Source organism: Paraburkholderia sediminicola (assembly GCF_046026855.1).
GTDB lineage: Bacteria > Pseudomonadota > Gammaproteobacteria > Burkholderiales > Burkholderiaceae > Paraburkholderia > Paraburkholderia sediminicola_A.
In genome coordinates this window covers 12840-39368 of record NZ_JAQQET010000037.1, presented here as the reverse complement: position 1 = coordinate 39368, position 26529 = coordinate 12840, and the positions used below count along the sequence as shown (strand labels likewise).

Below are 26529 nucleotides of genomic sequence, written 5' to 3'. Positions count from 1 at the left end.
AGGCGCACCGTCATTGCCCACGCATGAACAAGCGATCGAGATCGGATAGCGTCAACTGATACCACGTCGGACGCCCGTGGTTGCATTGGTCGGCGCGCTCGGTCGCCTCCATCTGGCGCAGTAGCGCGTTCATTTCATCGAGCGTCAGACGCCGGTTTGCGCGCACCGCGTGATGGCACGCCAGCGTGCCGAGCAGTTCGTGCTGGCGCTCGGTCAACACGCGTGAACCGCCGAACGCATGCAGGTCGGAGAGAACCGCGCGTGCCAGCGCCTGCAGATCGGCATCTTTCAGCAAGGCAGGCACGGCGCGGATCGCGAGCGTAGTTGGCGACAGCACCGCGAGGTCGAAACCCAGTGCATCCAGCGTGTCGCGCTCTTCTTCGACTGTGCCGATTTCGATCGGATCGGCCTGCATCGTCTGCGGAATCAGCAGCGGCTGCACGGCTATCGTGCGATCGGCCAGGGCGTTCTTGAACTGCTCGTACAGGATGCGCTCGTGTGCGGCGTGCATATCGACAATCACGAGTCCATGCGCGTTCTGCGCGAGCACATAGATGCCGTGAATTTGCCCGAGGGCGAAGCCGAGCGGTTGCTCGTCTGAGGCATTGAACGCAGGCGATGCGTATGGCCCTGAGGTGTTGTACGGGGACGGCGCTTCCGCTGCTGAGTCGCGCGCTTCGAACAGCGTCGCACCTTCCGCTGTGCCGGTGTTCGTGTCGCGACGACCGAAGAGGGCGTCGTAGAACGCCAGCGGTTGCGCAACCGGCAGCGTGCCCTGCGTCATGCGCGCCTGACGCATCCAGGTATTGCCCGGTTGCGAGGAGCCGAATCCGCTATTGAAGCCGCCGCCAGGGCCGCCTGCGCCGATCCCTGCACCGAAGCCCGCGCCGCTTCCCGCCCCCGCGCCACCCAGTGGCGTCGCTCCAAACAAAGCAGGTCCCGCCGATGCTGCCAGATGCGCAGCATGCCCACCCGCGGTCGTTTCCGGCGACGCACCTGCGTGCCGCGCCAACGCACGCTGCACAGCGTGAAACACGAACTGGTGAATCGAACGGGAATCGCGAAACCGCACTTCGATTTTCGACGGATGCACGTTCACATCGACCGCTTCTGGCGGCAGGTCGAGAAACAGCACGTAGGACGGATAGCGGTCGCCGTGCAGTACGTCTTCGTAGGCGGCGCGCACGGCGTGCGTGAGCAGCTTGTCGCGCACGAACCGGCCATTGACGAAGAAATACTGTTGATCGGCGCGTCCGCGGCTCGCGGTCGGCAGGCCGGCGCAGCCGTAGACAGCAAGCGGTCCGGCGGATTCGTCGAGCGGTAAATGAGCCGTCGCGAAGGTTTCGCCAAGAATCTTTGCGACCCGCGCGGGCGGCTCGCTGGCGTTCCAGTGTTCGACCGCTTTACCGTTATGCAGGACCGAAATCGCCACGTCCGGCCGCGCCAGCGCAGCGCGACGAATCTGTTCGAGGCAATGGCCGAGTTCGGTCTGCTCGCTCTTCAGGAATTTGCGGCGTGCGGGCGTATTGAAGTACAACTCGCGGACTTCGATCGTAGTGCCCTGCGTGCCGGCGGCGGGACTTAGCACGCCGGTTTGCGCGTCGACGCGCACGGCGTGTGGTGCCTCGGCGGTGCGGCTCGTGATCGCCATCTGCGCGACCGACGCAATCGACGCCAGCGCTTCGCCGCGAAACCCCAGCGTGGCGACCGCTTCCAGTTCGGCGAGTGAGCGGATCTTGCTGGTCGCGTGACGCATCAGCGCGAGCGCGAGTTCGTTTTCGGGGATGCCGCAACCGTCGTCGGTGATCGAAATGCGTTTGACGCCGCCTTCGTCGAGCAGGATGCGCAGTGTCTGCGCGCCGGCGTCGAGCGCATTTTCCAGCAATTCCTTGACCACTGAGGCCGGCCGCTCGACCACTTCGCCAGCGGCAATCTGGCTGATCAGCTGATCCGGAAGGGGCAGGATCGCCCGCAACGGGCGTGGGGCGGGCGCGGCGGCGGAAACTGCGGCCGTGTCGGCGGTGCTGGCAGGCGTTTCGGAGAATTCTGACATGCCGAAATTATAGCGATTCGGCGCGAGCAGGCTGGATGTGGCCCGATAGCATGGATCGCCGCGGTCTTGCGGCCGCCGACAGCCGAACTGCCGGACGGACACAAGACGTCGAAATCGCCCACGCGCGGCAGATTTTTAATTGCACCCGGGCACTTTCGGTATCATGACGCGGTCAATTTCCGGCAGCGAGCATGCGTTCGCTGCTCGTCGTCCGCAAGGCTGTTCACGCGGCCGTTCCCGCCACACCCACATTCGCTTAATAAAGGACGCTTTTTGGACACGCTGCTACAGTTCGCCAACCTTGTCTTGCACATCGACAAGTTTCTGGGCGTCTTCATTCACGAGTACGGCGCCTGGGTCTATGCGGTGCTGTTTCTGATTGTGTTCTGCGAAACCGGGCTGGTCGTTCTGCCGTTCCTGCCTGGCGATTCGCTGCTGTTCATTGGCGGCGCTTTTTGCGCGACCGGTGAAATGAACCTTGGTCTGCTGATCGTGCTGCTGCTCGTCGCGGCGGTCACCGGCAACACGGTGAACTACATGATCGGGCGGTCCATCGGGCCGCGGGTGTTCAATTCACACATTCCCTTTCTCGAGCGCTTCCTCGACCGTACCGCGCTGCAGAAGACTCATAACTTCTATGAAAAGCATGGCGGCAAAACCATCGTGCTGGCGCGTTTCATTCCGGTGGTGCGGACTTTTGCCCCGTTCGTTGCCGGCGCCTCGGAGATGACGGTTAGCCGGTTCCAGTTGTTCAACATCCTCGGTGCGTTGTTTTGGGTGTTGCTGCTGGTGTTGCTTGGTTACTTCTTCGGCAACATTCCGTTCATCCGACAGTATCTGAATCTGATTGTGCTGGTCGGTATCGGCGCGGCCGTGGTGCCGGTTGTGCTTGGTGCTGTATGGAAAATGACGCGTAAGAACGCGTCCAAGGCCGGCAGCCGCTGAGGCATCAGGTAGTGCGAAGCAAGATGAACAAACGGCGTCGCGAATCTCGCGACGCCGTTTTCATTTTATGGTCCTGATTCCGTTGAGCCAGACCGTGGAAGTTGTGAGCCAGCTTGTCGTCCTGGCAAGTCACGACCGGCTGCTGACCTGAATCCCGGTCGTGCTCACGTCACCGCACGCGGCGCAAGTGGCGTTTCCGGTGTCGGATAGCCGGCTTCCTTGAACGTCTGAACGATCGCACGATTGGTGTCGAAGTAGACCTGCCAGTAGTGCTCATTGCTGGTATAGGGCCGCACGCACAACAACGGTCCTTCCGGTGTGAAGCTCAGCACTTCGATATCCGGCGCCGGGCTTTCGACCACGTTCGGAATCTTCGTGATGGCCGCCTTCAGCCGACTCATCGCATCCGTAGGGTCGACGCCGTTGGCGATCTTCGCTGTCAACTCGACACGCCGCACTGGCAGTACGCTGTAATTCGAGATCGTGTCGGAGAATATCTTGTTGTTGCCGACGATGGTCGTCACGTTGTCCGGCGTCACGATGGTCGTGCCGAACAGACCCAACTCGGAGACCGTGCCGGTAACGCCGCCTGCCGTGACAAAATCGCCCACCTTGAACGGCCGCAGTACCTGCATGAAGATGCCTGCCGCGAAGTGGGCGAGCAAGCCACCCCACGCAGTGCCGATTGCGAGACCGAGACCGGCGAGCAAGGCGGCGAACGAGGTAGTCTGGACGCCGAACACTTGCAGGATCGCAAGGATCAGCATCAGGTTCAGCAGTGCGCCGAGAATCGAACCGAGGTAATGGGCGAGCGTTGGATCGACGCGGCCGTTTTTCGATAGCAGTTTGCGAAGCAAGCCGGTGATCAGGCCAATGACCCAGCGGCCGACGATCCACAACACGATCGCGCCGAGTACCTTGGTGCCGAGGTCGATGCCTCGGGTCATGATGAACACGCGTACGGTTTCGAGATCCAAGATGTTCCTCGTTGGTTAAGTTGCCTTCGACTGATTGAACGGCGGTAGCGCAATACAGCGGCAAATGCCCCGGTGGCGGGCGCAAACGGTAACTCTCGGTCTTCGGAAGTTATAGGCGACGGCGCGTCCATACGCAAGGTCCGTTCCTGATGATGCGGATTGCGTGAAGAGAGAAAACGGACCGCATATTGTGGCGTTCTGGAAGGGTGAGGCGTGCCCTTCCCAGGGATATTGGAACGCCCTCGGCGCTCTTCGGCACGCGCTCGTGTCGTGGGTTTGTCGCTGACGAGATCCCGTGTCCGGATCGCGTGCGATTACATCGGCAGTTGGGATTCGGAATACGGGGACGTGCGAATGATCAGGGCGTTCTCGTTGTTAGCTTTGGCGGGGCACGTGCGACGTGCTGCGTACTGCCACGCCAATGCGGCAATGGCTGCCAGGACGTACGCGCTGGCGCGTTCGAAGAATGCACTCGACGTGCTGAACTTGCCATAGCGGCTCTGCGCATCGGCGAACACGAGAAAGGTCAGCGCGGCATCGAGCAGCAAGGCGGCCGAAACCAGTGCGACGAAAATATGCGCGCCATTGACCGCGGCGCCGGGCACGAACCGGTTGCACAGATGACACGCGATCAGCACGATAGTCAGCAAAGCAAGGTTCGAGACGAGGTCGAACAGAAAATTGGACATGATGACGGAATGAAGGTGCAGGGATCTGTGGCGTTGCCAGGGCGTCTGCGCACGCAGGGTTGCGGCGTGATTCGCAGAACCGGCGGCGATCATTGCACGTCTTTATGTCTCAATAAATATCAATGTTCGGAGTCCGTTGTATCTGTTCCGTATCTAAGAGGCGCTGTGTAAGAGGCGCTGTGTAAGAGGCGCTGTGTAAGAGGCGCTGTGTAAGAGGCGGCTGGTGGTCGCGTGGGTCATTGTGATTTGCGCTGTGAGAATGTTACGCACCGTACGAAAAGCCGTCGCGACGGCAAGTGCGTCTGCCTGTACGATCAAAAGTGGTACGAAAGACCAACTTGCAGCGTCGGATACCATCGATAGGGCGAGGCCTTGTCCCTCAGTTGTTGCAAGCCGGTCGCGATAATCTCCTGGCTCATTGCAGGACCCGCGACCTGCGCAAGGGCCGGTGACAACGTATAGGACGAGTGCGGCAGGCCATAAGCGACGCCAAGATCGACTACCAGGCCAAATCCTTTGGCCGTGGGTTGCAAGCCATAGCCCACCCCCAGATAAGGCATCACGGTCGGGTACTTGACGGTGGCGGTCGCATATTCGCCCGGAAAGGCGGGTGTGGTCTTGCCTTTGAATGTGTAGGTGCCGTTTGTGGGAATGGAATTGCCGCTGACCTCATCGTCCGTGAAGCGAAGACCGGCGGTGACCCGAAACCCGCTGTTCGACCACGGGAACAGATCACCATAGAGGCCGCCCTGGCGAAGACGCACGCCATCGGCATAGCGATTTCCACCCACCGTAAAGTCATGCGAGAAGTTGATTGCATTGAAGTCCGCATGCATGCCGAACCAGGATGTGACGTTCAGCGCCGCGCCGATACCGACACCGAGCGTCCCGCCCTCCAGGAATATTTCCTGAGCATGCGATGTTTCGATCGAGATCGCCAAACCTACTACCCAGATTACTTTTGCAGTGTTCATGGGCGCCCCCCTGGGCGGATGGGCAGCGGGGTCGTTGGCCTGGCAGCCCTGTCTTATGGTCTTTTTGGGGTGCTCGTCCGGCACCGTGAAACGATCATGCTTGCCGAAGACGCGGGCGGTCTGTGGGGTGTCGAACTATTCGGGGGATCGAGCGGGGAGGGCGGCGCGCGGGCCGCAAAAAGAAAAGGGCTTGCGACGCTGACGCGTGCAAGCCCTTGAATCTTTTGGTAGGCCGTACGGGATTCGAACCTGTGACCAACGGATTAAAAGTCCGCTGCTCTACCAGCTGAGCTAACGACCCAAAAGAGAAGCGAGATTATAGCGATAGCACCTACGGGCTGTCAACCCATAGTGGTTAGTCGAGCTATCAGCACTTCAGATAGTGAAAAGCCCGGGGTATTGCTACCCCGGGCTTCCCAGCGAGAGGCGCGCGTGACTGTTGATTTGGAAGCTGCACGGCCACTGCGCGTTACGTCAACTGCTAAACCTTGTACGACTACTTGATCTGCGACAGCTTGCTCTGAGCCGACTGCGCGACGTCCGAGCCGCTGTACTGCGCAACGATCTGCTCCAGCGTCTTTTTGGCCGCAGCCTTCTGACCTTGCTCGAGCTGATTGTTCGCAATTGCGAGCAACGCGTCTGGTGCACGCGGATGCTGCGGGTAGTTCTTCACCACACCTTGCCAGGTCGCTGTCGAGCCCTTGTAGTCACGCAGCGCATACAGCGCGTTGCCGAGCCAGTATTGCGCGGTCGGCTGGTAAGGGCTGTTCGGAAACTTGGAGATGAAGCTGCGGAAAGACGCCGCCGCATTCTTGAAGTCGCCGTTGCGGAACTGCTGGGAAGCCGCATTGAACGAATCGGTTTCACCCGGCTGCACCTCGCCCTGGACGCCGTCTACCGTCTGTTGCTGCGGCTCAAATTTCTTCAGCCGTGTGTCCAGATCGGTGTAGTAGTCCTTCTGCTGTTTTTGCAGCGTGGTGAGTTGGTTGCCCATATCTTCGTTCTGCCCACGCAACGTCGCGACCTGCTGATTCAGCTGATCGAGGCGGTTGGACTGATCGAGGATCGTGCGCTGTGCGGCCGACAGCTGGCTCGACAGGCTATCGGTCTTCGAACGCAGATCGAGAATGGCCTGACGGGCCTGATCGTCGTCGAACATGCCCGCATGCGCGGGCACAGCCACGAAGGCCGTGCCCGCGACGCAGGCCGCTGCGGCAAACCGCAGCCAGGAGAAACGATGCGTCATTCGGCTAATCACCCGTTACTTACTGTTGGTACACGAGGTCGGCGCGGCGGTTTTGTGCCCACGACGATTCGTCATGACCGGTCGCTTGCGGCTTTTCCTTGCCGAGGCTCACGGCTTCCATTTGCGAGTCCGTCACGCCCATCAGCGACAGCGAACGGCGGACAGCTTCAGCACGCTTCTGGCCGAGTGCCAGGTTGTATTCGCTGGTGCCGCGTTCGTCGGTATTGCCCTGGATCAGGACGTGACGTTGCGGATGGCTCTTCAGGTATTGCGCGTGTTGTTGCAGCAGCGATTGGTAGTCGTCCTTGACCGAGTAGCTGTCGAAGTCGAAGTAGATGCTGCGCTTGGCGAGCGGGCTGTTCGGATCGTTCAGCGGATCGACGTTGACCTGGGCGACATCAGTCGGATTCGGTTGCGTCGAAACTGCACCACCCTTGTTAGCGTTTTCGTCGAGCTTGACGCCCGAGTGACATGCTGCCAGCGCACCGACCATCAATACGGCAAATGCGAAACGAAGTTTTGACGTCATTTTGTTACTCTCCTTGTGTTATTGCATCAACGTTACTGCATAAACGGGCCCCAGGATGGCTCGCGTACGCTGCCGCCCTGAACGGACAGGACCTGCCGAGTGCGACCGTCGGTCGATACTGCGGCCAACACGCCACGGCCGTTCACCTGTGTGGCGTAAAGAATGTACTGACCGTTCGCCGCGAAGCTCGGCGATTCGTCATGTGTGGTGTCCGTCAGACCCGTGGCCGTATTGCCTTGCAGGTCCTGGATATAGAGCTTGAACGCGCCGCCGACACGCGAGATGTAAGCGAGCTGCTTGCCGTCCGGGCTGATGCGCGGACTGGTGTTGTAGTTGCCCGTGAAGGTCACGCGTTGCGCGGCGCCGGCGTTCTCGCCCTGGGCCGACATCTTGTAGATCTGCGGCTGGCCGCCACGATCGCTGGTGAAATAGATCGACTGGCCGTCAGGAGAGAAGCACGGTTCAGTGTCGATCGAGCTGCCTTGCGTCAGGCGACGCAGGCCGCTGCCGTCCGCATTGACGGCGAAAATCTGCGTGTTGCCGGTGCGCGAGAGCGCGACGGCCAACGTGCGGCCATCCGGCGACCATGCTGGTGCGCTGTTGTTACCCTTCTGGTCCGATACGACCACGCGACGGCCCGTAGGCAGATCGTGGATGTAGACGATCGGCTTCTTCTTTTCAAACGAAACGTAAGCGACCTTGGTGCCGTCAGGTGACCATGCCGGCGAGATGATCGGCTCGGGGCTCGACAGCGCGATGTGCGCGTCCTGGCCGTCCGAATCGGAAATCTGCAATTGATAACGGCCGCCCGTCTTGATGACGTACGAGAGGCGTGTGGCGAACACACCGCGGCCGCCCATCAGCTTAGCGTAGATATAGTCCGCGACCTTGTGTGCGCTCATGCGCAAGCCACTTTCCGGGCTCACCAGTACGAGACCGCCGAGGCTTTCGCCCTTGACCGTGTCATACAGCTTGAAGCGCACTTCGTACTGGCCGTTCGGCAGGCGGTTCACACTGCCCGAGACGAATGCATTTGCGCCCTTGGCTTTCCAGCTGCCGAGGTCGACCGAATCGGTCTCGGAAACCGGCGTGCTGCCTGCGTCGATATTCGTGAATTTGCCGCTGCGTTGCAGATCTTGACGCACGATCGTGCTGACCTGCTGCGGCGAGTTCGCTTCATTGGCGAAATTCGCCGTTGCGATCGGAAACTGTGTGGACCCAACGCCCGTGACGAGGACGTTGAGTTGTGCGTTGGCGGCGCCACCGACGGCGATCAGGCACGACGCTACAAGTGTCCGCAGGCCTAGCTTGGTCATCAAACTCATGCTGAATGGTTTCCCCAAAAACGGTTTTACTAACACTTCATGACAGCAGAGAGACCCGCAAATATCTAATTCGTTCCCGGGCGCGCCGCGCTGGGCGGGGCGCCGCGTCTGCTGTCAACTGACTGTCAAACTGTTGCGATCAACTTGCCGGGCGCAACGTAATCTTGAAGCTGGTCGGCGTCTTCCCATCGATATCCTGAGGCATCGGATTGGAACGCTGGACCGCCCGCAGTGCCGCATCGTCCCACGCCTGGTTGCCACTGCTGCGCGAGATCTGCGCATCCAGCAGCGTGCCCGTCGGCGAGCAGCGTACGGAGATAACGGTCTCCAGACCTTCCGTTTCTCCACCCCACGAGATGTTCGGGCGCACCACACGACGCACCTTGTCCGCGTAACCCGGCGATGTCGCCGTGCCACCCGAGCCGCTGCCCGTGCCGCTCTTCGCAAGCCCATTGCCACTGGAGCTTTCGCCCGCCGAACCTTGCATCTGGGCAAGCCGCGCCCGGCGTTCCGCATCCAGCTTCTTTGCTTGCGCCGCAGCATCGGCCTGGGCCTTGGCCTTCGCCGCTTTCTGCGCATCAGCCTTCTTTTGCGCGTCGGCTTGGGCTTGCTCCTGCTGCTGCTGTTGTTCTTTCAACTGCTGCTGCTTTTGCTGATCGGCCAATTGTTGCTGCTTCTGTTTATCGGCCTGCTGTTGCTGCAACTGTTTCTGCTTGATCGCCGCTGCTTTTTGCGCGGCGAGTTGCGCTGCCTGATCGGCGGCCAGTTGCTGCTGACGCTTCGCGTCGGCTTCCTGCTGGGCTTGCAGCTTCTGCTGACGCTGCTGCTCAGCGAGTTGTGCCTCGCGCGCCGCTTCCTGTTGCTGGCGTTTCTTTTCCTGCAGTGCGATGTCGGCCTGTTCGTCCGGCAGCGGCGGGGCAGGCGCTACCGGCACGGGCGGCGGAGGCGGCTGGCGTGGGATGGCCGTATCGGGCACCTCGGTCCACAACTCGGCTTCCGCGCCGGCCGGCGTACTGTTCTGCCATTGAATGCCGTGGTACAGGAAGAATCCGAGCAGCGCATGCATCACCAGCGCGAACGCAAAGGCTCGCCCGGTGCCGCGTTCACGCGGTGGCTGGAGCGGATATTCGGAATTCTGGCGGATCATTGCGATTTGACGAGCAGTCCAACGCGCTTGACGCCCTGAGCTTTCAGCTCGGACATCACATTCATCACGACTTCGTACTTCACGGTCTTGTCGGCGGCGATCACGACCGGCTGGTCGGGATGCGATTGCGCGCGGTCGGCGATGAAGCCGCGTAGGTCGGCCTTCGTCATGTTTTCCTGTTGCTGCGCTCCCGCGTCGTCCTTGTATTTGACGCTCATATTGCCGTCCGCGCGAATATTGACGATCACCGGCGGGGTTTGTTGCTGCGGAGCAGCACCGCCGACAGTCGGCAGATTGACGATCGACGGGGCGACGAGCGGCGCGGTCACCATGAAGATCACGAGCAGCACGAGCATCACGTCGATGTATGGCACGACATTGATGTCGGCCATTGCGCGGCGCTGACGGGAGCCGCGCATGCTGGAGGAAGAGCCTGCCATCGTGGACTCCTTACTGTGCCTGACGCTGCAGAATGTTCGAGAACTCTTCGATGAAGGTCTCGAAGCGGATCGCGAGACGATCAATGTCGTGCGCGTAGCGGTTGTAGGCGACCACGGCCGGAATCGCGGCGAACAGGCCGATTGCGGTGGCGGTCAGCGCTTCGGCGATACCCGGCGCGACGTTCGCAAGCGTAGCCTGCTGCACGTTGGCGAGGCCGCGGAACGCATTCATGATCCCCCACACCGTGCCGAACAGACCGATATACGGGCTGACCGAGCCGACCGACGCGAGAAACGCCAGATTTGCCTCGAGCACGTCCATCTCACGCTGGAACGCAGCGCGCATGGCACGGCGTGCGCCGTCGAGAATCGCGCCTGAATCGTTCAGGCGCTTTTCCTTGCCCTTCAGGAATTCGCGCATGCCGGACTCGAAAATCCGTTCCAGTGCGCCGATCGTGTGGCGGTTGTTCGCGGCGCTCTGATAGAGCGCCTGCAGGTCGCCGCCTGACCAGAAATCGCGTTCGAAGCGTTCAGTTTGCGCGCGGGCCCGGCGGATCGCAAACCACTTGCGGAAGATAAAAGTCCACGACAATAGCGACAGCAGAAGCAGCAGCGCCATGACGGCCTGCGCCAGCAGGCTCGCATTGAGTACGAGTGAAACGATCGACAGATCTTGTGTAGTGTTCATAAAGGTTCGTTTTAACGTCCCGAAAGGGGGCGTCCGGCTGCAAGGTCACTCGAAGCTTGCCGTGAGCAAAACGGAAGCATCAGCGATATTGCAAGCCGAACCATGCTTTGTGTTGCTTGATCGATATGAGTTCACTGGCCCCGTAACAACGGGGTTCAGTCGTTGTCCGTTGACATGCCGCCATCGTTCGCACTCGGTCCGCGCCGCAGAGCAGCGAGAACCGGCGGAGGAATCGCGGCCGGCCGCAGCGCAATGCGGTCGACGCAGCCGACCCGGATGGAACCGGAAGCAAGCAGCGTGCCGTCACGCCACGCTTCCTGCGCGAAATCGACGGATGCGCGGCCAAGACGCTCGATTCGGCTCACCACGTTGACGACGTCGTCGAGCCGGGCCGGCGCCCGATAGTCGACTGCGGTGCTGCGCACAATGAAGATCGCGCCCACTTCGTCGACGAGCCGGTTCTGGTCGACGCCGCACGCGCGCAGCCATTCAGTGCGTGCCCGCTCAAAAAATTTCAGATAATTCGCGTAAAACACGATGCCGCCGGCGTCGGTATCTTCGTAGTACACGCGGATTGGCCACGTGAAATCGATTTCCGTGCCGGGCTGGCTGGTCGACATATTCATGCGGCGCATTTTACCGGAACCCACACCCCGAGGTCTGTTTCAAGATGTGCGCCCCGCCAGGCGGGCCTTAGCTGGAATTTTAACCGCGGTGAACCGACAAAGCGGAGAACGATTGAGCCACCGGCATCAGCTCGATCGTGTTGATGTTGACATGGGCAGGCCGGGTGGCGATCCAGTAGATCGAGTCGGCGATATCTTCGGGTGTCAGCGCTTGTACGTTCTCGTACATTTTGGCCGCTTTTTCGTCATTCCCACGGAAACGCACGTTCGAGAACTCGGTGCCGCCGCACAGGCCCGGCTCAATGTCGGTCACGCGTAGCGCCGTGCCGGCCAGATCGGCACGCAGATTCAGGCTGAACTGGCGCACGAACGCCTTGGTGGCGCCATAGACGTTGCCGCCAGCGTACGGCCAGCGGCCGGCCGCCGAACCCAGATTGAAAATGTGGCCGCGGTTGCGCTCCACCATGCCGGGCAGGAGCGCATGGGTGATCTGCACGAGGCCCGTGCAGTTGGTGTCGATCATGGTGTTCCACTCGTCCAGACTCGCCTTTTGCGCCGGCTCGACGCCAAGCGCCAGCCCGGCGTTGTTGACGAGCACGTCGAGTGCGGCGAAATCGGCTGGCAGGGAGGCCGGCACGGCTTCGACGGCGGCGCGATCCCGCACGTCGAGCTCATACGGCAGGAGGGCGTCGCCGAGTTCGTCGGCGAGCGCCTGCAGGCGGTCCTTGCGGCGCGCGGTGGCGACGACACGATGGCCGCCCTTGACGAAAGCGCGAGCGATAGCGGCGCCGAATCCAGCGGACGCTCCGGTGACGAACACGATCATTGCAGTTTCCTGGTTGGTAGGAGAGAAAGGCCCCAAGCCTACTTCCAATGCGGCGCTGCGGCAAGGATGAACCAGCCGTACGAGCGCCTGCGGCAGGGACGCGAAACGGGTTCCGGGTGTGCTTTCGTCAGATGTTTGCGCGCCGCTCGCGGCGACGCCATAACCGGCTTTCCGAGCGCCCGCCGGCCCGGCAGGAAGCTGGTTGCCTATTCGACCCTCTTCCAATAAACTAACGCGCTCATCCCTGCGTGACTGGCGATAGAACCGATTCAAGCAATCGGGTTCAAGGTGGAACAACCCACCGTGAAGCGCAGGGTGCCGTTTTGCCGTTCGCCTGGGCAGCCGTGATCCGCGCGCGTTTATCTGCGCTGGCGGTGGCTGTCCTGCCTCGCGTGTGCGGTGACTCTCTATCCGCCACGTCAAGGCTGGCCCAGCCGCCAGCAGCGCTGCGTACCCTCTACGCAAGATTCGGCGCACGATCCGGTCAACCTGAACACACTCAACGGAATCCGTATGTTTGATAGAGCCCAAAGCACCATCGCCAACGTCGATCCTGAACTCTGGAAGGTCATCGAGCAGGAAAACCGCCGTCAGGAAGAGCACATCGAACTGATCGCGTCGGAAAACTACACGAGCCCGGCCGTGATGGCTGCGCAAGGCTCGCAACTCACGAACAAGTACGCCGAAGGGTATCCGGGCAAGCGCTACTACGGTGGCTGTGAATATGTCGACATCGCCGAGCAGCTGGCGATCGACCGTGTCAAACAACTGTTCGGCGCTGAAGCCGCCAACGTGCAGCCGAACTCCGGCTCGCAGGCGAACCAGGGCGTGTTCTTCGCCATGCTCAAGCCGGGCGACACGATCATGGGCATGAGCCTCGCGCATGGCGGTCACTTGACGCACGGTTCGCCGGTCAACATGTCGGGCAAGTGGTTCAACGTGGTGAGCTACGGCCTGAACGAAGCCGAAGACATCGACTACGACGCGGCTGAAAAGCTTGCACAAGAACATAAGCCGAAGCTGATCGTGGCCGGCGCGTCGGCGTTTTCGCTGCGCATCGACTTCGAACGGATGTCGAAGATCGCCAAGTCGGTCGGCGCGTATTTCATGGTCGACATGGCGCACTATGCAGGCCTGATCGCTGCGGGTGTCTACCCGAACCCGGTGCCGCACGCCGACTTCGTCACCACCACCACGCACAAGAGCTTGCGCGGCCCGCGCGGCGGCGTGATCCTGATGAAGGCCGAGTTCGAAAAGCAGATCAACTCGGCAATTTTCCCGGGCATTCAAGGTGGTCCGCTGATGCACGTGATCGCCGGCAAGGCCGTCGCGTTCAAGGAAGCGCTGTCGCCCGAATTCAAGACGTATCAGCAGCAAGTCGTCGAGAACGCGCGCGTGCTGGCTGAAACGCTGGTCAAGCGCGGTCTGCGCATCGTCTCGGGCCGCACCGAGAGCCACGTGATGCTGGTCGACCTGCGCGCGAAGAAGATCACCGGCAAGGCAGCGGAAGCTGCGCTCGGCGCGGCGCACATCACGGTCAACAAGAACGCGATTCCGAACGACCCGGAAAAGCCGTTCGTCACGAGCGGCGTGCGTCTCGGCTCGCCGGCCATGACCACGCGTGGCTTTGGCGTCAAGGAAGCGGAACAGGTGGGTAACCTGATCGCCGATGTGCTGGACAACCCGGAAGACGCAGCCACGATCGAACGTGTGCGTGCGCAAGTCGCCGAGTTGACCCAGCGCTTCCCGGTTTACCGCTAAGCCACCATGCACTGCCCCTTCTGCCGTCACGCCGATACGCAAGTTGTGGATTCCCGCGTATCCGAAGACGGCGCGACGATTCGCCGGCGCCGCCGCTGCCCGGCCTGCGACAAACGTTTCACGACGTATGAGCGGGTCGAGCTGGCGTTGCCGTCGGTCGTCAAGAAGGACGGCAGCCGCACGGAATTCGATCGCCGCAAGATCGTCGCAAGCATGCAACTGGCGCTGCGCAAACGCCCGGTGGCAGCGGACGCGATCGACGCGGCAGTTGCCCGCATCGAGTATCAACTGCTCGGTAGCGGTGAGCGTGAGGTGCGCAGCGAGCGCCTCGGCGAACTCGTGATGGACGAGTTGCGTGCACTCGATACGATTGCCTATGTTCGTTTCGCCTCTGTCTACCGGCGCTTCGAAGACGTCTCCGAATTCGAGGACGTGATCGAAGAATTTCGCCGTGCCTCTTCTCCTCCCAAGCCGACCCGCAAGCGCTGACTGTCGTCGCGCCGGAAGTTGCACCCCAGCTTCTGTTTCCCGCCGCGTTGATTCGCGCATCTGCATCTCCGTTCCCGTTATGGTTCGTCACGCGTGCATTTTTGCGCGGGATAACGCCTGAATGCCACCTGGCCATTCGGCCGATTGTTGGCCCGTTTGCGAATCGCTAGATTGACTGCATTCTTTGAAACGATCAGGGATGCAGATGAAATGGGATGCAGTCTGTTTGCGGCCATGCCGCGGCTTTACGCTTGTCGAAACGCTGGCTGTTGTCACACTGCTGGCGATTATTGCGGTGATGGCAACGCCGTCGTTCGTTGCCTGGCACCTGCGGGACCAGGTCGACGCGCGTGCGAAAGCGCTCGTTTCGACGCTCGCCTATGCGCGCAGCGAAGCGTTGCGCCGCGGTGCTCGCGTCACGGTGTGCCGAATCGACGCAGCGCGGCATTGTCTTGCCGCAGGGCAAGCATGCGGCAAAGGTGTCACCGACTGGTCGTGCGGCTGGGCCGTATTGACTGACCGAGATGGCACGCTCTCGCTACTGCGCGCGCATCCTTTGCTCGCAGCGGTCAGTATCACGGGGACGCAGACGAATCTCACGTTTACGCCGCCGGCGGGACAGTTGATCGGCACACTTCGCAGCTTTGATATTGCGCCGCGCGTGCCGTCGAAAGCGACTCAGGGCGACAGATGGCGGCGCTGCATCCGCATCGCGGCGGGCGGGCGTGCACGGATTGTCGAAGGCGCATGTGGAGCAGGATCGTGAGCCGATATCCGTCGAATGCACGGGCGCATAGTTACCCGGCAAGGCGCCTGGCAACGCATAGAGGTAGTTCGCTGATTGAAGTGATGCTAGCCGTTGCCCTGATGGCAGTGACGGCGCTCGGGTTGATCGCCGGTCAATTGTGGACTGCGCGCGAGGCCCGTGCGATGGCAATGCGCGAGCACGCAGCATGGATAGCCGATTCCGTTGCCGAAGCGATGCGCGAGCCTTCGGCGGGTGACTCTGCAATCAGGCCATGGAGCGCGCGTGCCACGGCCCTGTTGCCACACGGTGAAGCGTCGGTAGAGGAAAGCAGCGGTGTGTCGGTAGCACGTGTCACGTGGACGGCGCTGCGTGACATGCCGCGTGCCGGCGATGTCATCGACAAGCCCGAGTCATGCGGTGCTGCGGATATTCCTACAGGCTCCTCTTGCGTTGCACTGGCGTTCGCAAAATGACGCAACGCATGTATATCGCGTGTGGCCATACGCTCGTTGAGTTTGTGATCGCAATTGCGCTAGGGTTGGTCGTGACCGTTGGCGCGGCCTCGCTTTATACAACGCAGCGTAACGTGTTCGCGCGCTCGGCCGATGCGATGCGGATCCGCGAAGCGGGCCTGACCGCGCTTACGCTGATGGGCCAGCAACTTCAAATGGCCGGCTTCGTGCCAGCGGACGTCGTGAGGTTCAATAGTCCGTCGCCGCTATTCGGTTGTTCGGGCGGCCGCCCGATCGGCGCGGACGATAGCATTGCCTGTGAGTCCTTGCCGAGCCGCTCGGACGGCATCGCGGTTCGTTATGTCGGGGACAACGTTTCGACGTGGCCGTCAACCACCGGCCAATCGACCGATTGCCTCGGCCAGGCTGTAACGAACAACAATGCTGCCCTCGGTGGGCAGGGCGTGCTGGTGGTCAACCGATACTTCGCCAGGGTCAGCGGGTCGACGGGCGAGCCGGAACTTTACTGCGAAGGCAATGGCAAGGCGGGGTCAGCGCAGCCGCTGGTCGAAGGCGTCGAGCGTGTGCGGCTCAAGTATTGGCTGGCCGGCGGGCAGACCGCAATAGATGCGACGGCAGTGATGGCCGATCAATGGGCAAGGATTGTCGCCGTCGATCTCTGCGTACTCGTGCGCGGGGTTCCGGGAGGGCGGCGCCTGCGCTATGTCGATTGCGACGGTGTGAGCGCACTCGGCACCGATATGCGGGCGCGTCAGGCTTTCTGGCGGCGGGTCGCGATACGCAATCACGCGGAGGATTCCCTGTGACCGGAGGAGCTTGCAATGCAATGCACAGGGCGGCCTCGGCTCAGCGAAATCCAGATGTTCATCCCGCGAAAGTAAGCGAAAGCGGAGGGGGCATCACGCAACTGGAGCGCTCAGGCGTGTCAAATATGCAGCGCCGTCTCGTGCGGGTGACCCGCGGAGTATGCCGGGGACGCTTCGTATGCAGGGAGCGCTCGCCGCGCCGCGAGCAACCGAGACATTGGGCACGTCTTATCCGCGCCAGTCGCGGTTCGCGCGCTCGCAATGGCGGTACCGTCCTGCCGATCGTCCTGCTGATTTCCGCGATGATGTTGACCACCTCCGCGGCGTGGTTCGAAACATCGCTTGCGGCGGCGCGCGGTGCCGGCAACGTGCGTGACTATTTGCAGGCATTTCATGCCGCGGATTCGGCGCTGACCTTATGCGCCCGGAATGTCGTCGCCGCGGCCGCTTTCGAGTCGCAGCCAGTGGCGTTGCTCTCACCCGGCGAGCCTGTGCAGTGGAAGCACGAAGCCGCGTTCGAAGCCGGCGCGGTCGCACCTGTCGCGCGATGGCCCGGATCGCTGCGAGCGCCACAATGTCTGATCGAAGCGTGGCGTCTGGGGACTCGCGCCGATGCCCGAGCCTATTTACTGACTTCGCGTGGCTTCGGCCGGACCAAGGAGTCGCAGGTGTGGTTGCAGATGGAACTCGTGATCACCGGCGGGCAGATCGAACGCCATTGGCGTCGCGTCGCTGCACGCCCATTTTGACGGGAGATTCATGACAAGGCTGCACACATCCGCCTTTACGCTACTGGAACTGATGATCGCGCTGGCGATAGCTGCGACGCTGGTCGTGTTTGCCGTGCCGTCGTACCGGAGTCATGTCGCGCGGACACATCGGGTCGACGCGGCATCCGCCCTTTATCGGGCAGCGCAATTCGTCGAAGGATCGGCAAGCGATGGCACCGCGACATTGCCGCCGGGTCTGGATCAGGCGCCGCAGTTCGGCACACCAATCTATCGCTTGCACGTGCTGCCGCCGGACGACACGAACGGCGGCTATTCGGTGGAGGCAGCGCCGATCGAAATCGGCCCTATGCGCGACGATGCCTGCGGTACCTTCACCCTGGATGCAACAGGGCTGCGAGGCAATAGACGTGACACGAACGGTACGGCACCGGCTAGCGGCGAATGCTGGAATACGAGCTAGCGCTCCTGGAGAACGCGGCGTCGGCGAGTTGAAGCGTGTTGGCGGCTCAGTTTCAGTAACCGCTATCGACAGCCCGTTCCTTGTTGGTAGAGGCTGCGGATTCGTTCTTCATCTGCTGCCAGATTCGATAGGCTTCCCAGCCGGCAAGCGCAAGGCCGCCCCATTTGAGCGCGGGTTTCGCACCCGCAACAATGGTTGCGCGCAGCGGCTTGGCCAACACCAGCGAAGCGATCGAACTGATGAGCGGATACTGTTTGAGGAGCGCGCCGATACTCCCCGCGTTGAGGAAGTGTGCCTTCGATCCGCTGCCCATACGCATGCCACCGAAGCCTGGCACGATGAATTTGAGCCAGCTGAAGTGCGTGACTGCCTGCCGCAATTCGATAGTCGCCTGGGCAAGTTCCATGCGCTCGACATCCGCGCGCACCAGCAGCAATTCCTTGCGCAGCGCTCGAAGGTGCGGCGCACTCAGATCTATGGCCTGGTGGCGCTTGTTGCGAAATGCGGTATCGGAATGGGTTTGGCTCATGGCGTGTCGGCGGCAGTGGAAGTGGGGCTGTACATCAGTGCTGCAAATCGCTCAAGGTGTTTGCTAATGCTAAGTGTTCGTGAAGGCGCAGGGCGTTTTCGGTGCGCACATGACCCTGTTGTGCCTGCGGTGTCACGGTTTGCGGAACAGGTCGCGGTCTTTTTCGAACTCAGCAAGGGTGGCTTCGAACACTATTGGGGCATTGCGCAAACCGCTGCGCGCTTTCAGTGCGCAGGCTATTCCTGCAATGGCATAAACCGCCGTGATGCTGGCGAGTGCTTGCCATCGGTAGGTGTCCCAGAACGCGATGGCGATCAGCGCCGTTAATGCGATCAAGGCCATCGTTGCGAGCATCATGGCCGCGAGGCCGAGGAACAGCACGCCGATCAGACGGTCTTTTTCTTCGGCGAGTTCGATGCCGACCAGTTCAAGCCGCGTTTGCAGAATGGCAAACACGGATCCGATGATACGGCGCAACGGACTATGTTCGCCGTGCTGCGATTGTGTTTCTATCGTCATGGCTTTGGGCGTTGCGCGTGAAGACCTAACTGGCGCGTGAAAACGAGCGCGCCAAGAGAAGCGGACCGGCCATACGCGCGCCGGTCAACTCGATTCGCTGATGCGCCGGACGTAATGCGCCCGGCTCCATCATCCGTGTTACTTGCGGTTGATCAACAGCCCCAGCAGTACGCCGGCGCCTGCGGCGATGCCGATGGACGCCCACGGATGCTCATGCACGTAGTCGTCAGTGGCGCGTGCGGCCTTCTTGCCTTTCTCGACCACGACGACCTGGACGTCAGCCGCCTTCTCTTTGGCCTGCTTCAGGCGCGTAAGCGCCGTTTCACGCAGTTCCGAAGCGCGCTCGCCGGTGGCGCTCGCGGCCTGTTTCAGCAAATCTTCAGCGTCCGCGAGGACGGTTTTGATATCCGACATCAATCTCTCCTTGTTGACTTCCGACATTGACAGCTCCCCTTCATCTCACGCCACGCGTGAATCGTAACCAAAGAAACGGCCGCTGGCGAGCGCAGTGCTCGATTCATGAAAGTGAACGCATGAACCGTTCCTGGTTGGAGCAAGCCTTAGAAACCCCATATCTGCTGCAGCCTGCAGCAAAGTTTGCCTAAGATGGAGTTGATCTGTCCCGCAAAGTTTCCACTAAATCGGTGAAAATTACAAAAACGCATAAAGTAGTGACGCGATGTTCGTTCGTTATGGGCCGTCACTCCCGTATGCTGTACTGTGGTGAGGCGCGCTTTCGTAGAGCGTCGCGCGCGAATGCTCGCGCAGAATGTCCGAATACAATCAAGGAGCTGCATCATGAGTCTACGTCTTGGCGACATCGCACCCGATTTCGAACAGGAGTCGAGTGTCGGCCGCATCAAGTTCCACGAATGGCTGGGTGATAGTTGGGGCGTGCTGTTTTCGCACCCTGCTGATTTCACGCCGGTCTGCACGACCGAGCTGGGTTTGACGGCGAAGCTGGCGGGCGAATTCGAGAAGCGCAATGTAAAGACGATTGCGTTGTCGGTCGACAGCGCAGAGTCGCACAAGGAATGGATCAAGGACATCAACGAGACGCAAGCGGCCAATGTCGGCTTTCCGATTCTCGCCGACGGTGATCGCAAGGTCGCTGAGTTGTACGACATGATCCACCCGAACGCCAACGAAACGCTCACGGTCCGCTCGCTGTTCGTGATCGATCCGAAGAAGAAGGTGCGTTTGATCATTACGTATCCGGCCAGCACCGGGCGCAACTTCGATGAAGTGCTGCGCGTGATCGATTCGCTTCAACTCACTGACAACCACTCGGTCGCCACGCCCGGCAACTGGAAGCAGGGCGATGACGTGGTGATCGTGCCGTCGTTGAAGGACGAAGAAATCATCAAGCAGAAATTCCCGAAGGGCTACAAGGCGCTGCGCCCGTACCTGCGTATGACACCGCAGCCGAACAAGTAAGCGGTTGATGCGTCACAAAGCGCGCCGCTAGCTTCATCGCGGCGCCGCAATAAAAAGGCCGGTTCAAAGAACCGGCCTTTTCCTTTTTTACCTTTCGATTCAGCAGCCAGGACCAGGCGCCGCCATCGAAGCAATCAGTGCATCAGAAAAACGCCTGAATTCCCGTCTGCGCGCGCCCAAGAATCAGCGCGTGAATGTCGTGCGTACCTTCGTACGTATTCACGACTTCCAGATTGACCAGGTGCCGTGCGATGCCAAACTCGTCCGAAATACCGTTGCCGCCTAGCATGTCACGCGCGAGCCGTGCAATGTCCAGCGCTTTGCCGCACGAGTTGCGCTTCATGATCGACGTAATTTCGACAGCGGCCGTGCCTTCGTCTTTCATGCGGCCGAGACGCAAAACGCCTTGCAGGCCGAGCGTGATTTCAGTTTGCATGTCGGCGAGCTTTTTCTGGATCAACTGGTTCGCGGCGAGCGGCCGGCCGAACTGTTTGCGATCCAGCACGTATTGACGCGCCGTGTGCCAGCACGCTTCAGCCGCGCCGAGCGCCCCCCAGGCAATACCGTAGCGCGCCGAATTCAGGCACGTGAACGGACCGCGCAAGCCGCTGACTTCGGGGAAGCGGTTTTCTTCCGGCACGAACACTTCGTCGAGCACGATCTCGCCGGTGATCGAGGCGCGCAAGCCCACCTTGCTATGGATGGTCGGCGCCGACAGCCCCTTCCACCCCTTCTCGAGAATGAAGCCGCGAATCGAATCCTTGCCGTCTTCTTCGAGCTTCGCCCACACGACGAACACGTCGGCAATCGGCGAATTGGTAATCCACATCTTCGCGCCTGACAGCGAATAGCCGCCGTCGACCTTTTTCGCCCGCGTGATCATGCTGCCCGGATCGGAGCCGTGGTTCGGTTCGGTCAGGCCGAAGCAGCCGATCCATTCGCCAGTAGCGAGCTTTGGCAGGTACCTTTGCTTTTGCGCTTCCGAGCCGAATTCGTAGATCGGCACCATGACGAGCGACGACTGCACCGACATCATCGACCGGTAGCCGGAATCGACGCGCTCCACTTCACGCGCGATCAGACCGTACGCCACGTAGTTCAGGCCGGGGCCGCCGTATTGCTCGGGAATCGTCGGGCCGAGCAGGCCGAGTTCGCCCATCTCGCGGAAGATCTCAATGTCGGTCTTCTCATGACGGAAAGCTTCGAGCACGCGCGGTTGCAGCTTGTCTTGCGAATAAGCGGCGGCGGCGTCGCGCACCATGCGTTCGTCTTCCGTGAGCTGCTGATCCAGCAGCAACGGGTCTTCCCAGTGAAACTGCGCGGCCTCTGCCATGACGTATCTCCTGATTCCTTGCTTGACTAGGACTTACTCGAGCTTGACTTAAGTTCCGCTATGCGAAACAATGTTTTGCAAACCATGCCCGAGTGTACCACCCCATGACGCCCATATCTACTCTCTCCGACCCGCTCGATGAGCGCAAATTCGTCGTCGCCCTGGCACGCGGGCTGGACTTGCTGCGCGCGTTCAAGCCGGGCGAAACGATGCTCGGCAATCGGGATTTCGTCGAGCGCACGGGTTTGCCGAAGGCGACCGTCAACCGTCTGGCCTACACGCTGACCGTGCTCGGCTATCTGCGGCTCGACGAAACCCTGGGCAAATATGCGCTGGATGCCGGCGTGCTGTCGCTCGGTTTCGCGTTGCTCTCGGGTACGGATACGCTGGAACTCGCGCGTCCGCATATGCGCACTTTCGCGCGCGAAGTGGGCGCGGCTGTGTCGCTTGGTTGCCGCGACGGCCTCGACATGATTTATCTGGAGACGATCCGCAGCGAGACCGCGCTGACGCTCGGGCTCGCTTCCGGTTCGAAACTGTCGATGCTGACCAGTTCAATGGGGCGTGCGTATCTGGCCGTGCAGCCACTGGACGTGCGCGCCGCATTGCTGGTCGAGCTTAAGAAGGCCGCCGGCAAAGAGGGCGCGACGCTGTTGGCTGATGCCGAAACGGAGATCGAAGCCTTCGCGCAGGAACGCTGCTGTTATTCGTTTCGCGCATGGCATGACGACGTGAATGCGGTTGCGGTGCCGTTTCGCGAGCCGCGCGAAGGCCGCTGGCTGGTGCTGAGTTGCAGCGGGCCGGCGTCGTCGATGGGGGAGGAGGTGTTTAGGGAAACTGTGGCGCCGCGCCTGAAGGCGTTAGCGCGCCGCCTCGGGGATACCGGTTGAGACGAGTAGCAGCCTGACCCAATCACACCGCCCGGTCATGATAATGCGCGGTGAACAACGGCCCTTGCACGAAGCGCACATCGTACTGCTGCAGCGCGAGGAACTGTGGTTCATCCACCACCCGATTGAAGATCAGCGGAATCCGCAGCCGGCTCGCATAGCCGACTAGCGGCTTCACCATCGAATCGCGCAACGCGATCGCCGCGTCCATCTTGATGAAGTCGAGCCGCGCCGTTTCCGACACCGACAGAATCTGCCCAGCGTTCGACAGATTGCCCGCCACCTTGAAGCCGTAGCGCTGATAGCTCTTGGTCAGGTAGCCAAGAAATGTCTTATGCGCGACGGCTGCCGCCGGCAACTCGATCACCACTCGCGACGGGTTCAGTCCGAACGACACCAATACGGTCGAAAAATGCCGTCCGTGGTCGTACTTGACGCTCTTGAGCAGCCGCTCGTGCACGCGCAGAAACAGCAGCCCGTGCCGTTGCGCGCCGAAGAAATTGATCGCGTGCAGCGCGCGTGACATGCGGTCGAGTGCGACCAGTTCCTGATCGTCGGCGACACGGTCGAATGGATCGAAGACATCAAAGGGCGCACCGTCGAGGCGCTGCGTGACCGCCTGAAACCCGAGTTCATCGCCGAAACGATCCACGCCTTCCGCACCCGACGACAACGACTGCGCCAGCGCATGTACGCTGATATCGAAGATCGGCTCATAGGCACTGGCGAGCTCGACGCCGTCGAATTGCGCCAGCGCGATCTCGCTATGCACGCCTGTTCCCATCGCCAGATGTTCGCCGAGAAATGGGTGATCGGCGGCGCGTTTAATCAGGTTGGGGATGGTCGGCGGAATCATGTAGGCAAATGGATGGCAATAGGCGCGCACTCAGCGCTCGGCAACGCGACTCAGTTGCCGCATCCATTGATGGTAGCAGTCCCCACCGCGCCCACTTGAACAAAATGCTCATAACGTTATCGGCCGAATGCTTGTCACTGCGGGCTGCCGCGGTTTTCCCGGCTAGCTTCCAGGGTATACGTTAATTTCACTATACGTAATTAGTTTTACCATACGTAAATTGTGGAAAAGCTGCGATGGCGATCGCGTTGCCGCCCATCCGAGCCGCATACGGCCGGAGACAGTCAGTGCACGTCGACAGATCAAGTATCAACGGAGAACCTTGCATGGATACCCAGACACGCACGCCGAATACCGTCAGTTCGCGGCTCGAAATCGAGCCGGGCTATCTGTCGGGCTTCGCGAACGAATTCGCGACGGAGGCCTTGCCGGGCGCGTTGCCCGAAGGTCGCAATTCGCCGCAACGCGCGGCCTATGGCTTGTACGCCGAGCAACTGTCGGGCACCGCGTTCACTGCGCCGCGCGGCCACAACCGCCGTTCGTGGCTGTACCGGATTCGTCCGGCGGCAGTCCATAAGCCGTTCACGCAATTGCCCTCGGACCGGCTCGTCGCCAACTTCGCCGAAGTGCCGCCGACACCGCCGAACCAGCTGCGCTGGGATGCCTTGCCGATGCCCACCGTGCTGACTGATTTCGTCGACGGCTGGGTGACGATGGCGGGCAACGGCTCAGCCGAAGCGATGAACGGCTGCGCGATCCACCTGTATGCAGCGAACCGCTCGATGAAGGATCGCTTCTTCTACAGCGCCGACGGTGAATTGCTGATCGTGCCGCAGGAAGGCCGCCTGCATATCGCGACCGAAATGGGTCAACTCGACGTCGAGCCGTTCGAGATCGCTGTGATCCCGCGTGGTGTGCGCTTCGCGGTGAGCTTGCCGGACGGCATCGCGCGTGGCTATATCTGCGAGAACTTCGGCGCGCTGCTGCGACTGCCTGATCTCGGCCCGATCGGCTCGAACGGCCTCGCCAATCCGCGCGACTTCCTCACGCCGCATGCCGCTTATGAAGACCGTGAGGGCGACTTCGAACTCGTTGCCAAGATGAATGGCAATCTTTGGCGAGCGGACATCGGTCATTCGCCACTCGACGTGGTGGCATGGCACGGCAACTATGCGCCGTACAAATACGATTTGCGCCGCTTCAACACGATTGGCTCGATCAGCTTCGACCACCCGGACCCGTCGATTTTCCTGGTGTTGCAATCGCAAAGCGATACGCCGGGCGTCGATACGATCGACTTCGTGATCTTCCCGCCACGCTGGCTCGCGGCAGAAGATACGTTCCGTCCGCCCTGGTTCCATCGCAACGTCGCGAGCGAATTCATGGGCCTTGTGCACGGCGTGTACGACGCCAAGGCTGAGGGCTTCGTGCCGGGCGGCGCGAGCCTGCACAACTGCATGTCGGGTCATGGGCCGGACGCGGATACCTTCGAGAAAGCGTCGCATAGCGATACGTCCACGCCGAAGAAAGTCGGCGACACGATGGCCTTCATGTTCGAAACGCGCACGCTGATCAAGCCGACCCGTTTCGCGCTCGAAACGGCGCAATTGCAGGCGCATTACTACGAGTGCTGGCAAGGTCTTAAAAAACACTTCAACCCGGAGCAACGATGAACGCATTGAGCGATCTTCAGGCGACGCTCGATCCGTCGCGCAAGAGCTGGGTCGAGTCGGCCAACGACTCGACCAACGATTTTTCGATCCAGAACCTGCCGTTCGGTATTTTCAGCGACACGAACAATGACGCGCACCGCGTGGGCGTGGCGATCGGCGATGAGATCGTCGATCTGGCGGCGCTGCAAGCAGCAGGTTTGCTGAAGGTGCAATCGAAGGCTGATGTTTTTGCACGCGATACTCTCAACGATTTCATCTCGCTCGGCCGCGATGCATGGCGCAGCGTGCGCATCCAACTGAGCAATCTGCTGGCGCGCGAGACCGCGACCTTGCGCGACGATGCTGCCTTGCGTTTGAAAGCACTGGTGCGCCAGTCCGATGTGCAACTGCATCTGCCCGTGCAAATCCCGGGTTACACCGATTTCTATTCGTCGAAGGAGCACGCGACGAATGTCGGTTCGATGTTCCGCGATCCGAAGAATGCGCTGTTGCCGAACTGGTCGGAGATGCCGATTGGCTACAACGGGCGCGCATCGTCGGTGGTGGTGAGCGGTACGCCGGTGCGGCGTCCTAATGGACAGTTGAAACTGCCGGATCAGGAGCGTCCGGTGTTCGGCGCATGCCGCAAGCTGGATATCGAACTGGAGACGGGTTTCGTGATCGGGGGCGGCAATGTACTGGGCGAACCCATTGCCTGTGCGGATGCCGAAGCGCACATCTTCGGCATGGTGCTATTGAACGACTGGAGCGCGCGGGATATTCAGCAATGGGAATACGTGCCGCTCGGCCCGTTCAACGCGAAGACATTCGCGACAACGATCTCGCCCTGGATCGTGACGCTCGACGCGCTTGAACCGTTCCGAGTGGAGCAGCCGGCGCAGGAGCCGCAACCGCTGGCGTACTTGCGCCACGACGGCAAGCACGCGTTCGACATTTCGCTGGAAGTGACGCTGCGGCCGAAAACGGCAAAGCAGGCAACCACGATCTCGCGGACCAACTTCAAGCACATGTACTGGACGATGGCGCAACAACTCGCGCATCACACGGTATCGGGCTGCAATACGCGGGTCGGCGATCTGATGGGTTCGGGCACGATCAGCGGCCCGACAGCCGACTCATGCGGCAGCCTGCTCGAGTCCACATGGAACGGCAAGAATCCGTTGGAATTGAAGGAAGGCGGCACACGCGGGTTTATCGAAGACGGCGACGAACTGACGCTGGCTGGCTGGTGCCAGGGCGATGGGTACCGCGTGGGCTTCGGGACGTGTGTTGGGGAGATTCTGCCGGCGCGGAAGTAAGGTAGAAGTAACGCGGAAGGGCACACAACGAAAAACGGGAAAGCTATCGCGGCTTCCCCGT

29 protein-coding genes, 1 tRNA gene and 1 riboswitch are annotated in these 26529 nt (G+C 61.1%); of the genes, 12 read left to right on the top strand and 18 right to left on the bottom strand.

The window, feature by feature from the left end; translation table 11 throughout:
• Window positions 1-10 precede the first annotated feature (10 nt).
• Complete coding sequence (mutL, locus tag PQR40_RS31615) at window positions 11-2053, bottom strand: DNA mismatch repair endonuclease MutL (protein WP_408225451.1); 2043 nt, start codon at window positions 2051-2053, stop codon at window positions 11-13.
• A 273-nt stretch (window positions 2054-2326) separates the two neighbouring features.
• Between mutL and PQR40_RS31610 the strand changes: the two genes are divergently transcribed.
• Window positions 2327-2998, top strand: a complete 672-nt coding sequence (locus PQR40_RS31610; protein ID WP_408333096.1) for a DedA family protein — start codon at window positions 2327-2329, stop codon at window positions 2996-2998.
• A 164-nt stretch (window positions 2999-3162) separates the two neighbouring features.
• On the opposite strand, the gene PQR40_RS31605 is transcribed toward PQR40_RS31610, so the two are convergent.
• From PQR40_RS31605 to ydfG, 12 genes are all read right to left on the bottom strand, one after another.
• A complete protein-coding gene (locus PQR40_RS31605; protein ID WP_408216126.1) occupies window positions 3163-3975 on the bottom strand; it encodes a mechanosensitive ion channel family protein in 813 nt (270 codons plus the stop codon).
• A 314-nt stretch (window positions 3976-4289) separates the two neighbouring features.
• Window positions 4290-4664: a hypothetical protein gene (locus tag PQR40_RS31600; RefSeq protein WP_408225457.1), complete on the bottom strand. Its 375-nt coding sequence runs from the start codon at window positions 4662-4664 to the stop codon at window positions 4290-4292.
• A 314-nt stretch (window positions 4665-4978) separates the two neighbouring features.
• On the bottom strand, window positions 4979-5638 hold the full coding sequence (locus tag PQR40_RS31595) for a hypothetical protein (protein WP_408333093.1): 660 nt from the start codon (window positions 5636-5638) through the stop codon (window positions 4979-4981).
• Between the two features lie 225 nt (window positions 5639-5863).
• Window positions 5864-5939: transfer RNA gene (locus tag PQR40_RS31590), tRNA-Lys, on the bottom strand.
• 195 nt (window positions 5940-6134) lie between these two features.
• Window positions 6135-6884 (bottom strand): tol-pal system protein YbgF, encoded by a 750-nt coding sequence (gene ybgF / locus PQR40_RS31585; RefSeq protein ID WP_408225463.1) that lies wholly within the window; start codon window positions 6882-6884, stop codon window positions 6135-6137.
• 19 nt (window positions 6885-6903) lie between these two features.
• Window positions 6904-7413, bottom strand: a complete 510-nt coding sequence (gene pal, locus PQR40_RS31580; protein WP_408225466.1) for a peptidoglycan-associated lipoprotein Pal — start codon at window positions 7411-7413, stop codon at window positions 6904-6906.
• 32 nt (window positions 7414-7445) lie between these two features.
• Window positions 7446-8738 carry a Tol-Pal system beta propeller repeat protein TolB gene (tolB, locus tag PQR40_RS31575; RefSeq protein ID WP_408225469.1) on the bottom strand — a complete coding sequence of 431 codons (1293 nt, stop codon included), beginning with the start codon at window positions 8736-8738 and terminating at the stop codon, window positions 7446-7448.
• A 139-nt stretch (window positions 8739-8877) separates the two neighbouring features.
• Entirely contained in the window at window positions 8878-9885 is a 1008-nt protein-coding gene (gene tolA, locus PQR40_RS31570; RefSeq protein ID WP_408510618.1) for a cell envelope integrity protein TolA, read from the bottom strand.
• Window positions 9882-10325 carry a protein TolR gene (gene tolR, locus PQR40_RS31565; RefSeq protein ID WP_408225475.1) on the bottom strand — a complete coding sequence of 148 codons (444 nt, stop codon included), beginning with the start codon at window positions 10323-10325 and terminating at the stop codon, window positions 9882-9884. Before tolR ends, tolA begins: the two co-directional genes overlap by 4 nt.
• Window positions 10326-10335: 10 nt before the next feature.
• Window positions 10336-11013, bottom strand: a complete 678-nt coding sequence (tolQ, locus tag PQR40_RS31560) for a protein TolQ (protein WP_012431821.1) — start codon at window positions 11011-11013, stop codon at window positions 10336-10338.
• Between the two features lie 155 nt (window positions 11014-11168).
• The gene (gene ybgC / locus PQR40_RS31555; protein ID WP_408333090.1) at window positions 11169-11648 is read right to left on the bottom strand and encodes a tol-pal system-associated acyl-CoA thioesterase; all 480 of its coding nucleotides are present in this window, start codon (window positions 11646-11648) and stop codon (window positions 11169-11171) included.
• Between the two features lie 70 nt (window positions 11649-11718).
• Window positions 11719-12465 (bottom strand): bifunctional NADP-dependent 3-hydroxy acid dehydrogenase/3-hydroxypropionate dehydrogenase YdfG, encoded by a 747-nt coding sequence (gene ydfG / locus PQR40_RS31550; protein ID WP_408225481.1) that lies wholly within the window; start codon window positions 12463-12465, stop codon window positions 11719-11721.
• A gap of 238 nt (window positions 12466-12703) precedes the next feature.
• Window positions 12704-12812: riboswitch (ZMP/ZTP riboswitch) on the top strand.
• Between the two features lie 166 nt (window positions 12813-12978).
• On the opposite strand from ydfG, the gene glyA reads away from it, so the two are divergent.
• From glyA to PQR40_RS31515, 7 genes are all read left to right on the top strand, one after another.
• Window positions 12979-14226 carry a serine hydroxymethyltransferase gene (gene glyA, locus PQR40_RS31545; protein WP_325047710.1) on the top strand — a complete coding sequence of 416 codons (1248 nt, stop codon included), beginning with the start codon at window positions 12979-12981 and terminating at the stop codon, window positions 14224-14226.
• A gap of 6 nt (window positions 14227-14232) precedes the next feature.
• Window positions 14233-14715, top strand: coding sequence for a transcriptional regulator NrdR (gene nrdR, locus PQR40_RS31540; protein WP_408225487.1), 483 nt, complete (start codon window positions 14233-14235; stop codon window positions 14713-14715).
• Window positions 14716-14914: 199 nt separating this feature from the next.
• Complete coding sequence (locus PQR40_RS31535) at window positions 14915-15481, top strand: GspH/FimT family pseudopilin (protein ID WP_408510617.1); 567 nt, start codon at window positions 14915-14917, stop codon at window positions 15479-15481.
• An 83-nt stretch (window positions 15482-15564) separates the two neighbouring features.
• Window positions 15565-15936 carry a hypothetical protein gene (locus PQR40_RS31530; protein WP_408225493.1) on the top strand — a complete coding sequence of 124 codons (372 nt, stop codon included), beginning with the start codon at window positions 15565-15567 and terminating at the stop codon, window positions 15934-15936.
• Window positions 15933-16742, top strand: a complete 810-nt coding sequence (locus PQR40_RS31525) for a PilW family protein (RefSeq protein ID WP_408333081.1) — start codon at window positions 15933-15935, stop codon at window positions 16740-16742. Before PQR40_RS31530 ends, PQR40_RS31525 begins: the two co-directional genes overlap by 4 nt.
• A 125-nt stretch (window positions 16743-16867) precedes the next feature.
• A complete protein-coding gene (locus PQR40_RS31520; RefSeq protein ID WP_408225944.1) occupies window positions 16868-17491 on the top strand; it encodes a pilus assembly PilX family protein in 624 nt (207 codons plus the stop codon).
• 10 nt (window positions 17492-17501) lie between these two features.
• Entirely contained in the window at window positions 17502-17933 is a 432-nt protein-coding gene (locus PQR40_RS31515) for a type IV pilin protein (protein ID WP_408225499.1), read from the top strand.
• A gap of 52 nt (window positions 17934-17985) precedes the next feature.
• On the opposite strand, the gene PQR40_RS31510 is transcribed toward PQR40_RS31515, so the two are convergent.
• From PQR40_RS31510 to PQR40_RS31500, 3 genes are all read right to left on the bottom strand, one after another.
• Window positions 17986-18462 carry a DUF3318 domain-containing protein gene (locus tag PQR40_RS31510; protein WP_408510616.1) on the bottom strand — a complete coding sequence of 159 codons (477 nt, stop codon included), beginning with the start codon at window positions 18460-18462 and terminating at the stop codon, window positions 17986-17988.
• 132 nt (window positions 18463-18594) lie between these two features.
• Window positions 18595-18981 (bottom strand): phage holin family protein, encoded by a 387-nt coding sequence (locus PQR40_RS31505; RefSeq protein ID WP_325047717.1) that lies wholly within the window; start codon window positions 18979-18981, stop codon window positions 18595-18597.
• A 138-nt stretch (window positions 18982-19119) separates the two neighbouring features.
• A complete protein-coding gene (locus PQR40_RS31500; RefSeq protein ID WP_028198798.1) occupies window positions 19120-19422 on the bottom strand; it encodes an ElaB/YgaM/YqjD family protein in 303 nt (100 codons plus the stop codon).
• A 357-nt stretch (window positions 19423-19779) separates the two neighbouring features.
• Between PQR40_RS31500 and PQR40_RS31495 the strand changes: the two genes are divergently transcribed.
• Window positions 19780-20418 carry a peroxiredoxin gene (locus PQR40_RS31495; RefSeq protein ID WP_408225505.1) on the top strand — a complete coding sequence of 213 codons (639 nt, stop codon included), beginning with the start codon at window positions 19780-19782 and terminating at the stop codon, window positions 20416-20418.
• 142 nt (window positions 20419-20560) lie between these two features.
• Here PQR40_RS31495 and PQR40_RS31490 read toward each other — a convergent pair whose 3' ends face one another.
• A complete protein-coding gene (locus PQR40_RS31490; protein WP_408333078.1) occupies window positions 20561-21751 on the bottom strand; it encodes an acyl-CoA dehydrogenase in 1191 nt (396 codons plus the stop codon).
• A gap of 104 nt (window positions 21752-21855) precedes the next feature.
• Here PQR40_RS31490 and PQR40_RS31485 point away from each other — a divergent pair, with 104 nt between their 5' ends.
• Entirely contained in the window at window positions 21856-22641 is a 786-nt protein-coding gene (locus PQR40_RS31485) for an IclR family transcriptional regulator (RefSeq protein WP_408510615.1), read from the top strand.
• 22 nt (window positions 22642-22663) lie between these two features.
• Here the strand turns inward: PQR40_RS31485 and PQR40_RS31480 are convergent, their stop codons facing one another.
• Window positions 22664-23497: a diguanylate phosphodiesterase gene (locus PQR40_RS31480; protein ID WP_408510636.1), complete on the bottom strand. Its 834-nt coding sequence runs from the start codon at window positions 23495-23497 to the stop codon at window positions 22664-22666.
• A gap of 326 nt (window positions 23498-23823) precedes the next feature.
• On the opposite strand from PQR40_RS31480, the gene hmgA reads away from it, so the two are divergent.
• Window positions 23824-25170: a homogentisate 1,2-dioxygenase gene (gene hmgA / locus PQR40_RS31475; RefSeq protein WP_408510614.1), complete on the top strand. Its 1347-nt coding sequence runs from the start codon at window positions 23824-23826 to the stop codon at window positions 25168-25170.
• Window positions 25167-26468 (top strand): fumarylacetoacetase, encoded by a 1302-nt coding sequence (gene fahA, locus PQR40_RS31470; RefSeq protein WP_408510613.1) that lies wholly within the window; start codon window positions 25167-25169, stop codon window positions 26466-26468. The genes hmgA and fahA overlap by 4 nt, the downstream gene beginning before the upstream one ends.
• The last annotated feature ends 61 nt before the right edge of the window (window positions 26469-26529 follow it).